The sequence below is a fragment of the Asticcacaulis sp. genome (genome assembly GCF_020217185.1).
Taxonomy (GTDB): Bacteria; Pseudomonadota; Alphaproteobacteria; order Caulobacterales; family Caulobacteraceae; genus Asticcacaulis.
The window spans coordinates 1-10,000 of sequence record NZ_JAIWNX010000157.1; the positions used below are offsets into that span (position 1 = coordinate 1).

Below are 10,000 nucleotides of genomic sequence, written 5' to 3' on the forward strand. Positions count from 1 at the left end.
GGGCTGGCCGTATCGGCGGCCTCGTCGGCGACCCAGACCACGGCCAGTGTGCAGACGGTGGCCGCCGCGGCCGAAGAACTGGCGGCCTCGGTACGCGAAATTTCCGATCAGGTGCAGACGACCAACCGCCTGGTGGCCGATTCCTTCCATAAGGTGCAGGACGCCGATCTGGTGGCGCAGAAGCTGTCTTCGGCCTCGGATCGCGTCAGCGAAGTGACGACCGTCATCGCCAATATCTCCAGCCAGATCAATCTGCTGGCGCTCAACGCCACCATCGAATCGGCGCGCGCCGGTGAGGCCGGTCGCGGATTTGCGGTGGTCGCCGGTGAGGTGAAGAACCTCGCCAACCAGACCAGCCGCTCCATCGGTGAAATCAACAGCGTGATCGACGAAATGCGTCAGGCGTCGCGTGAAATCGTCGGCGTTCTGGGCGATATTCGCGGTGCGGTGGACGCCATCACCCACGCCACCACCTCGGTCGCGGCCGCCGTCGAGGAACAGTCGGCGACCACAGGGGACATTGCGCGCAACATGGCCTTTGCGGCTGAGGGGACGCGCGTGATCAGCGAAAATCTCGATCAGGTGTCGGGGATCACCACGCGCAGCGGTGAGGCCTCGGCGCACCTGTTCGACTCGTCTCAGGCCCTGTCGGATCAGGCGGCGGCCCTGCGTGGTCGCGTGGCGGAGTTCCTCAGCCGCATCAATCGGGCATCGTAAAAGCGGTAAAACCACAGATTACACAGATTACGCAGATTATTCGACGCTGACGGGCCTTCCCGCGAGACGGGGCGCGAAGCGCCAAATCTGTGCAATCTGTGTAATCTGTGGTTCCAGATTGTTGGTGTGGCCAAACTCCGGACAGCAAGACCAAGGGGCCAGTTGCCCTTTCACCCCAATACATATCGACACACGAAGGCATGACCGGGCGCGTTACCATCGGGGTGCAGGGGACGTGTCCCCTGCGTCTCTTTCTACGCCTTCAGGTCACAGGCGCGCAGGCTCTGACTGCGCAGCAGGGCCTGCTTTTCGCGGACTGAGCCATGACGATAGGCGGCGGTCTGCCTGACGGCGGCGAGGGCCTCGGCGCGGCAGGCGGCCGGGGCGGCGGTCGCCGGAACCGCGGCGATCAGGGGCAGGGACAGGGCCATCAGGCACAGAAGCGGTTTCATACTGGGACACCTTTCAACAGTCGGAAACCACAGAGCAATCGCCGGGCCGTTCCGGTCATATCCGGTTAACCCTGTCTGTAAACTATAACCCAATAGATTTCGAGTAACGTGGATATTGTCGGGCGATGTGCCCGATGTGTTCAGGGTTTATCCATGCGTCTGTCTGTTCTCGCTTGTGCGCTACTGTCTCTGGGTTACGGCACCTCTGTGGCAGGTGTGGCTTCGGCCGGCGTCGAATACGATGCCGTCCTGACCGCCGACCTGCTGCGCAACCATTCGGGAGGCTTGCGCGAAGGCAACCGGGTCATGAGCAATCTCGACCTGTCGGCCGCCTGGCAGGGCGAAGGCGAGGCCTTTAAAAACTGGGACGGTTTCGCCTATGTGCTGGCCGATAGCGGGGGTGGCTTTTCCGAGTTCTACTCTGGCGATGCGCAGGTCGTGTCCAATATCGACGCGCCGAAGGGCGTGCGCCTGTTTGAGGTGTGGTTGCGTCGCACGGGCGACGATGAACGCTGGTCTGTGACCGGGGGCCTGATCAATCTCAATGGTATTTTCGACGTGCAGGAGGCGGGGGCGCTGTTCCTTAACGCCTCGCACGGTATTGGTCCGGACTATTCGCAGAGCGGCCCGTCGATCTTTCCGTTTTCGACTCTGGGTCTGGTTGGCGAATGGCAGGCCAGTGAGACTTTGCGCCTGCGCGCCGGGGTGTTTGACGGCGTGGCCGGCGACCCGGCGCATCAGAGCAGCTTTATCGGCATCAAGCTGGGTGACGGCGACGGCGCGCACTGGGTGGCCGAAGCGCAGCAGGACTTTGCGCGCGGCTATGTCAAGCTGGGGGCGTGGACCTATACGGCGAAGGCCGAGCGCCTCGACGGCACGGGCCTGTCCGATGGCAATAGCGGCTATTACGCGCAACTGAAGTACGATTTTTATAAACCCGAAGCCGACAGCGACCGCGGTGTGTCAGGCTGGGTGCGGCTGGGTAAGGCCAATAAGGACCTTCAGGCCATCGAAACCTATGCGGGCGGCGGGCTGGTGTGGACCGGGCCGCTCACAGGGCGCGAGTCGGACGCCGTAGGCTTTGCTGTTGCCCACGCCGACTTCGGTCAGCCCTATGCCGAGGCGGTGGGTGTCAACCTGAAGCCGGAAACCATTTACGAACTCAGCTATCGTTACGCCATCAGGGACGGTCTGAGCCTTCAGCCGGACGTGCAATATATCCGCCACCCGGCTGGTGATCCGCAAACGGACGATGCCCTGGTGCTGGGGGTGCGTCTGCGGGTGGGGCTCGCCGCGTTTAAATAAGCGCTTGCAATCGCAAAACGGAATCCGCATATAGCGGTCGAGATCGCGCGGGCGGAGGCCTCGCCAACCTGGTCAGGGCCGGAAGGCAGCAGCCACAACGAATTCACCTTCGGGTCGCGCGGTCTCACCGTCTCCCTCATAGCGTCATATGTTTGCCATCTGCCTGAGTTAAACTTCAGGTGGGGACAGCTCTGGCATAGGGGGATACCGCATGAGCGCTGTATCGAAACTCTCAGTAATGAGCGTCGCCGTTGTTTGCCTGACTCTGGCTCAGGGCGCAGGGGCGCAAACCGCGACGTGGACCGGACCTGACCCGCAGCGTAAAGTCAGGCTGTACGGCGACACCGTTTACAATCTTGATTACGTAATGAGCGAAATCTGCATGCCCTGGGTGATTCAGGAGGCGGATACCCAAGGGTTCAAACGCTCTGGAGTGGTTGCCGCCCGCCGTTCCGCTTCCGAAAAAGCTCTGGATCAATTTGCCAAACGTGAAGTGCTTAGTGCCTGGTGGGTCGGTAGTCCGAATATTACGGTCACGCTGAGCCGGGGTGTCGGCAAAACCGAACGCAATTGTGATGTCACGGTCAACCGCGGCGAGGGCGCCAAGCTCAGAGACGCTATGGTCGCGCGGCTGGCGCAATGGCCGCATCCCCTGACCCAAAAATACAGCCAGCCGGTCACGAACTATGCGCAACGCGAACTCTGGTGCGGGACGGTGAACGAGGCCAGCGATCTGGCGCTGATCAGCAGCGGTGGGCAGAAGGGCTTTGCGGCCCTGCGGGCGACCGTGTGGCGGCAGTCGCCGCCGCATAAAGACTGTCCGTCTGAGCCCGCCGCGCCGTAACAAACGGCTGGCGTTGCGTCGGCGAGGCGCTATAAGTCGGGTATGTCCGACCATCCCGAATCTACAGAGACCGGCGATCCTTTTGCCACCGAACGCGATGAGAACACCGACGACATGTTCGGTGGTCCGGCGGTGCCTGCGCCTGCGAAAAAGGACGCGGCCTATACGGTGCTGGCGCGCAAATACCGCCCGCGCACCTTTGAGGACCTGATCGGGCAGGAGGCGATGGTGCGCACCCTGTCCAACGCCTTCGCCACGGGGCGTATCGCCCACGCCTTCATGCTGACCGGTGTGCGCGGGGTGGGTAAGACGACGACGGCCCGCCTGCTGGCGCGCGCGCTGAATTACGAATCCGACACGGTGAAGGGGCCCAGCGTCGATCTTTCGACCTTTGGCTACCACTGTCAGGCCATTATCGAAGGTCGGCATATCGACGTGCTGGAGCTGGACGCGGCGTCGCGCACCGGCGTCGATTCGATGCGCGAACTTTTGGAAAGCGTGCGTTATGCGCCGGTCGAAGCGCGCTACAAGGTCTATGTGATCGACGAAGTGCACATGCTTTCGACCGGGGCCTTCAACGCGCTTCTTAAGACGCTGGAAGAACCGCCGCCGCACGCCAAGTTCATCTTCGCCACCACCGAAATCCGCAAGGTGCCGGTGACCATCCTGTCGCGTTGTCAGCGCTTTGACCTGCGCCGCGTCGAGCCGGAAACCCTGACGCCGCATCTGGAAAAAATCTGCCGCCTCGAAGGGGCGCAGATCGAGCCGGATGCTTTGGCCCTGATCGCCCGCGCCGCCGAAGGTTCGGTGCGCGACTCCCTGTCGCTGCTCGATCAGGCGCTGGTGCAGGCCGAAGAGGGGCAGAGCGTGTCGGCCGAGGTGGTGCGCGACATGCTGGGGCTGGCCGACCGGTCGGCGACGCTCAGCCTGTTTGAGAATATCATTTCCGGTCAGATGCCGGAGGCGCTTCTGGCCTTCCGCACCCTGTACGGCTTCGGGGCCGACCCGTCACAGGTGATGGGCGACCTGCTCGAATACTGCCACGCCACGTCTGTGGCCAAGGTGCTGGGGGCCGAGGCCACGCGCCTGCCCAAGGAACCGGCGCAGCGGGTGGCGGCGCTGGGGGCGCAGTTGTCGGCGGGCACCCTGTCGCGTCTGTGGACCCTGATGCTCAAGGCGTTTGAGGAAATCCGCCGTGCCCCCGATCCGGCGGCGGCAACCGAAATGGCGCTGGTGCGCTTCTGCTATGCGTCTGACCTGCCGGGGCCGGAGACCCTGCTCAAGCGCCTGCAAAACGGCGAAAACCTGCTGGACGGTGGCCCGTCGGGCGGCGGCATGGGCGGTGTTTCCGGTGGCGGCGTCAGCGCGCAAGGTGCGGTCATGCGCCCGCAGGCCTATGCCAATGCCCAGCCGCAAATCCAGCTCCATACGTTTGACGACGTGCTGGCCTTGATCGCCGAAAAGCGCGACATCGGCCTGCGCGTCGATGTCGAGCGCTACGTCAAGCTGATCTCCTTCCGGCAGGGGGCGATTACGTTTGAACCTGCCCCGCACACGCCGATTGATCTGGTGCGTAAGCTTTCGGCGCGGCTGAAGGAATGGACGGGGCAGCGCTGGCTGATCGCCACCGAGGGCGGCGGCGGGGCCGAAACCTATCGTGAGCGCGAAATCCGCGAAAAGGCGGAAGCCTTGCAAAAGCTGCGCAATGACCCATTTATCTCCGGTCTGATGACGGCCTTTCCGGGCGTGGAAATCCTCAGCTTCCGGCCCAAGCCGAAGCCGGTGGCCGCCACCACGCCCGACATGCCGATGACCGAAAACCGCGACGAATTCAGCGAAAAGGACGACGACTGATGGACTTGAACGCTCTGATGAAGCAGGCCCAGGCCGTGCAGCAAAAGTTTACCGAAGCGCAGGAAAAGATGAATCAGGTGGTCGTCACCGGTCAGGCCGGGGCCGGTCTGGTCTCGGTCGATCTGCAAGGGGGGGGCGTGCTGACGCGCCTGCACATCGACCCCAGCCTGATTAATCCGGACGAGGTTGAGGTGCTGGCCGACCTGATCGTCGCTGCCCACGCCGATGCGCGCAAAAAGCTCGATGAAGAATCCGCGCGCCTGATGAAGGAGGCGGCGGGGCCGTTCGGCAATATGCCGATGCCGAAGCTGTTCTAATCTATGGCCTCTGGCGCCGGACCTGAAATCGAACGCCTGATGGCGCTGTTGTCGAAGCTGCCGGGTCTGGGGCCCCGCTCGGCGCGCCGGGCTGCGCTGGCCTTGCTCAAAAAGCGCGAGCAATTGCTGATCCCGCTGACCGCCGCCATGCAGGATGCGGCTGAGCGCGTCACCTCATGCCACATCTGCGGCGCGCTTTCGACCCGCGATCCGTGTGCCACCTGCGCCGACGCGGCCCGCGACGCGGCGATGATTTGCGTGGTCGAAGAAGACTCCGCCCTGTGGGCCATGGAGCGCGTCGGGGCCTTTTCCGGGCGTTATCACGTGCTGGGCGGGCTTCTGTCTGCGCTCGACGGGGTGCGGCCCGAAGACCTGCGCCTGTCGGGCCTGATGCAGCGCGTCAGTGCGGGCGGTGTCGAAGAACTGGTCATGGCCTTGCCGGCCACGGTCGAAGGCCAGACCACGGCGCACTATATCGCCGACCGCGTGAAGCAACTGGCCCCGGCGGTGACCATCACCCATCTGGCGCGCGGCGTGCCCGTCGGCGGCGAACTCGACTGGTTGGATGATGGGACCATCGCCCATGCATTTAAGAGTAGACGATAAACTTAGTTATGCTAAGCTTTCCTTGCTCATAAGAGGGGGAGGCTACAAATGACGGGAATTTTCAAAAACTTGATCGCTGTCGGGCTGGTGTCCGTGTCACTGACGGCGTGCGCAGGGGCACCACAGTCGCAGGATGTGGCCCTGGACGACCTGCCGATGTTTGGCGCCATGCCGAAAGACATTGATCAGCGGATACAAAAAGCCTCAGCTCACCCTTTGGGCGATAAGGAGAACCCGGTTCGGGTGTATATGCCCAAGGGTGAATACGCCTATCTTGAACGCCTGCGTTGCCAGAATGGAACCATGCCTGCTTTCGGGCGCATCGGTAGCTTCGGGATCGGCCCTTTCGGTCACATTATCGACGGCTATGACGTCAAGTGTCCAGGGTCTGAACCGGCCCAAAGCACGATCTTTATGGACATGTACTTTCCCCAGCACGTTGAAACCAAAGCCCCTCCCGGATTTACTCTGGCCGCTGATTAGCGGTCTTCTCCCGGTGGCGCATGACCAGAAACACCGCAAACACCCCGGCCAGCTTGCTCAGCACCGAGGTCGCCACCGACCAGATGTTGAAAATCCCCGGAATCGTCGTCGAGGCGATGGCGTAGAAGACGGCTGAGTCAATCGGCGCGCTGACGGCGGTGGAGATCACCACCCGCTCGGACAGGGGACGTTTGATAAAGGTGAAGATGGCCCAGTCGATCAGTTCCGATACGGCAAAGGCCGCGCTTGAGGCGATCACCACGGCCGGGTCAGAGGTCAGCAGCGACAGGCCCAGACCAATGATCAGGGTCAGCAGGATCCAGTGACCGATTTCGCGCTGGGCAAAGTCACGCACCACCAGCACCAGCCCGGTCACCACCGACATTGGCGTCCACGAGCCGTTATCGGGCAGGGGGATTTGCGGCACGGCGGCAAAGCACCAGTTGATAAACGGGATCAGCGCCAGATAGAGGTACGTCCACGGCGTGCGCCCCGTGACCGCCTTGCGTATAAATGCACCGAATTCCATCTGCCCCTCGCACACAAAGTCTTAGATACGTCGCCGCGTGTCCCCCGGATGCGTTCAGGGGTCTTATCTCCGACCGGAATCGTGTCAGGAAAAAGCTTGTCAGCTTTTATTCCGTATGGCAAGAACATTTCATGAACTTTGAATCCGTCGCCCTTATTGCCTCTGTCTTCGCCTCGCTGGTGCTGGGGGGCGGCTATTATCTGGCCTTTCAGGAGACGCGCCGCCTGCGCGAGCGCAATGAAGACCTGAGCGATCAGTTGCGTGACGCCGCCGCTGAGGTGTCGCAACTGAAGGAGCGCACGCGCAATCTCGAAGACGCGCGCGCCGCCATGAGCGAACATTTCCGCGCGGCGTCTCAGCAGGCGCTGAGCCAATCGACCGAGGCGCTTCTGAAACGCGCCGAGGAAAATTTTGCGGCGCGCGAAAAGCTGGCGCTGGAACGCATGGGCCACACGCTGAAACCCGTTGCCGAGACGCTGGGCCGTTTCGAGGCTCAGGTGAAGGAGATGGAGGAATCACGCGCCAAGGACACCGGCGGGCTGAAAGAGCAGATCACCCACCTGATGCAGGCGTCGGTGGCGACGCGCGAGGTGACGCAAAAGCTGGCCAATGCCTTGCGTCGGGGGGCCGGGGTGCAGGGGCGCTGGGGCGAAGAGACGCTGCGCAATGTGTTGGAAAGTGCCGGACTGTCCAAGCATTTCGACTTCGTTGAGCAGCAGAACCTCGACACCGATATGGGGCGTCGCCGCCCGGACGTGACGGTGAAACTGCCCGGCGGCGTCTTTGTCATTGATGCCAAGGCCAATCTGACCGCCTATCTGGAGGCCATCGAAGCGACCGACGAGGCCATCCGCGAAGAGGCGCTGCAACGTCATGCGCGCGCCTTACAACAGCATGTGCGCGACCTGTCGGCCAAGGCCTACTGGGATCAGTTCCGCGAACAGTCGCCGGATTTTGTGGCTATGTTTGTGCCGGGCGACGGCATATTGTCGATGGCGCTGGAGCGGATGCCGCACCTGATGACCGAGGCGATGGACCGCAAGGTGATCATCGTCACCCCGACCACCCTGTTTGCCCTGTGTAAGGCCGTGGCCTATGGCTGGCGCGCTGAGGAGCAAATTCACAATGCCCATGAGGTCGCGGCGGTGGGCCGTGAACTGTACAGCCGCCTGTCGGTGATGGGCGGGCACGTGGCCGCGCTCGGCAAAAATCTCGGCAGCGCCGTCGATAAGTACAATGCCTTTGTCGGTTCGCTGGAATCGCAGGTGCTGACTCAGGCGCGTCGTTTTGAGGACCTCAAGGTCAGCCACGAGGGCAAGGAGATCGTTGAGGCCGCGCCGCTGGATGTGCAGACGCGGCCCCTAAGCAAGCTGACCGTCGTGCAGTCGGGGGCGGGAGATTAAGCAAACGTCCCGTGGAAGCCCAGCGGTGTGGCGTGCGCTGATCGCCATGAGCCCACCGGTCCGGCGCTGAGGTTTTTCGCCTCGAACACATGCAGTTCGGTGGCCTTTGCCTTCAGATTAAGCACCGTGCCAACCATCCAGCCGTCCATCTCCTGACCCGTGCCGCTGTGGCTGGTGGGACGCGGGACGAACAGGGCCTCTTCGACAATAGCGTCCGGACCGAAATCGTAGGTCTGCGCTGTACCGGTTTTCCAGTCGAAGGCCGACAGGGCGTGCGCCCCCAGACGCCCTTCAATATAGCCGCCGACGTGCACGATGCGGTCGCGGCGCAGACCCTGAAAGCGGTGATCGGTCTGCGGAAACTCTGATGAGACGCCTGTCGCCTGCATGTCGGCGCGACCGTCCGGGCGCAGCGTGATCAGGGCCAGATGCGCCTCTTCATCATTGCCGGCGTTATAAACCCCCTTCACCAGATCGCGCGCCCCGTTCAGGCCGAATTTGGGCGAAGAGGCCAGACAGACATCGAAGCGAATGGTGCCATCGGTGTCTTCCCAGGCGTCGCCCGTATGGAAGTAGGTGGCGGCGGGCAACTCATAAAGGCGCCGCTTTGACAGGTCGGCCTTTTCGACGACCAGAATGCGGATCGGCTGATCAGGACGCCAAACCAGCGTATCGACGAAGGGCGGCGTTCGGCGTTCGGCGATAAGCGGCTGCATGGGCAGGATCAGGTGGCGTTCGCTGACCACCCAGTCGTGGGCATACCCCGCAGCCGGAAGCTGGATCAGTTCGCCGCGCTCCATCTCGCCCGCCGGGCTGAGTTGCCAGATCCACGCCTTGTCACCCATGAACCCGGCGCTCCAGATGCGGCCCGACGGTTCGACCTTGGGGTGGGCCAGAAAGGCCAGCCCTTTCAGGTCGTCGCGGAAGGTTTTCGGGCCTTTGGTCAGCAGGGTCTGGGCATCGAGGCGGTAGGGTGAGCCGCCTTCCCACAGGGCCCACAGTTCGTCCCCGACGCGCAGGACCGAGGTATTGGCGGCGTTGACATCGTCATTGCTGGTCACCGGGGCATCGGCGCGGCCTTTGGTGCCAAAGCCCGGCATGACAATGGCCTGTCTTTGCTGCTCGATGCGGTGTTTGACCGTATCAACGAAGCGGCCGGTGTGGCGCACGCCGTCGGCGCTAAGGTCATATTTCTGGATCATGCCGTCGCCGTCGAACCAGTGGCCGGTGACGTCGTCGCCATAGCGGAACCACGCCGGGCCGTTGCGGTAGAGTGTGCCGCTCAGGCCCGCCGGCATTTTTCCGCTCAGGCGGGTGAGGGTGGAGGGGGCGTAGCCTTCTGCGGGAGCGTTGGCGACGGCCAGATGCCAGCCTTCCGAAAAATTGGCGGTGGCGGCTGCGGCGGCCCAGGATGTGGGCGCGGCGGCCATCAGGCCTGCGCCGCCCAGCGCGGTCAGGAAGGAACGGCGGGACAGGTCGGTCATGTCGAT

At 62.9% G+C, this 10,000-nt stretch carries 11 protein-coding genes and 1 other RNA gene; 9 read left to right on the forward strand and 3 right to left on the reverse strand.

The features are described from left to right. A partial coding sequence (locus LDL37_RS07780; protein ID WP_290796293.1) for a methyl-accepting chemotaxis protein occupies positions 1 to 717 on the forward strand: 717 nt, incomplete at its 5' end. Between the two features lie 254 nt (positions 718 to 971). Here LDL37_RS07780 and LDL37_RS07785 read toward each other — a convergent pair. Further along, on the reverse strand, positions 972 to 1,169 hold the full coding sequence (locus tag LDL37_RS07785) for a hypothetical protein (RefSeq protein WP_290796296.1): 198 nt from the start codon (positions 1,167 to 1,169) through the stop codon (positions 972 to 974). Between the two features lie 153 nt (positions 1,170 to 1,322). Between LDL37_RS07785 and LDL37_RS07790 the strand changes: the two genes are divergently transcribed. From LDL37_RS07790 to LDL37_RS07820, 7 genes are all read left to right on the forward strand, one after another. Next, positions 1,323 to 2,474: a carbohydrate porin gene (locus tag LDL37_RS07790; protein WP_290796299.1), complete on the forward strand. Its 1,152-nt coding sequence runs from the start codon at positions 1,323 to 1,325 to the stop codon at positions 2,472 to 2,474. Between the two features lie 36 nt (positions 2,475 to 2,510). Next, an RNA gene (ffs, locus tag LDL37_RS07795) (signal recognition particle sRNA small type) lies at positions 2,511 to 2,606 on the forward strand. 79 nt (positions 2,607 to 2,685) lie between these two features. After that, positions 2,686 to 3,318: a hypothetical protein gene (locus LDL37_RS07800; protein ID WP_290796302.1), complete on the forward strand. Its 633-nt coding sequence runs from the start codon at positions 2,686 to 2,688 to the stop codon at positions 3,316 to 3,318. A gap of 42 nt (positions 3,319 to 3,360) precedes the next feature. After that, positions 3,361 to 5,172: a DNA polymerase III subunit gamma/tau gene (locus LDL37_RS07805; RefSeq protein WP_290796305.1), complete on the forward strand. Its 1,812-nt coding sequence runs from the start codon at positions 3,361 to 3,363 to the stop codon at positions 5,170 to 5,172. Then, on the forward strand, positions 5,169 to 5,489 hold the full coding sequence (locus LDL37_RS07810; protein ID WP_290796323.1) for a YbaB/EbfC family nucleoid-associated protein: 321 nt from the start codon (positions 5,169 to 5,171) through the stop codon (positions 5,487 to 5,489). The genes LDL37_RS07805 and LDL37_RS07810 overlap by 4 nt, the downstream gene beginning before the upstream one ends. Positions 5,490 to 5,492: 3 nt before the next feature. Next, the gene (recR, locus tag LDL37_RS07815; RefSeq protein WP_290796308.1) at positions 5,493 to 6,095 is read left to right on the forward strand and encodes a recombination mediator RecR; all 603 of its coding nucleotides are present in this window, start codon (positions 5,493 to 5,495) and stop codon (positions 6,093 to 6,095) included. A 48-nt stretch (positions 6,096 to 6,143) separates the two neighbouring features. Further along, entirely contained in the window at positions 6,144 to 6,578 is a 435-nt protein-coding gene (locus LDL37_RS07820; RefSeq protein ID WP_290796311.1) for a hypothetical protein, read from the forward strand. On the opposite strand, the gene LDL37_RS07825 is transcribed toward LDL37_RS07820, so the two are convergent. Further along, complete coding sequence (locus LDL37_RS07825) at positions 6,559 to 7,107, reverse strand: VUT family protein (RefSeq protein ID WP_290796314.1); 549 nt, start codon at positions 7,105 to 7,107, stop codon at positions 6,559 to 6,561. The two genes, LDL37_RS07820 and LDL37_RS07825, sit on opposite strands and share 20 nt — an antisense overlap. Before the next feature lie 131 nt (positions 7,108 to 7,238). Here LDL37_RS07825 and rmuC point away from each other — a divergent pair, with 131 nt between their 5' ends. Next, a complete protein-coding gene (gene rmuC / locus LDL37_RS07830; RefSeq protein WP_290796317.1) occupies positions 7,239 to 8,510 on the forward strand; it encodes a DNA recombination protein RmuC in 1,272 nt (423 codons plus the stop codon). On the opposite strand, the gene LDL37_RS07835 is transcribed toward rmuC, so the two are convergent. Next, positions 8,507 to 10,000: carotenoid oxygenase family protein (locus LDL37_RS07835; RefSeq protein ID WP_290796320.1), on the reverse strand; the 1,494-nt coding region annotated here is incomplete at its 5' end. The two genes, rmuC and LDL37_RS07835, sit on opposite strands and share 4 nt — an antisense overlap.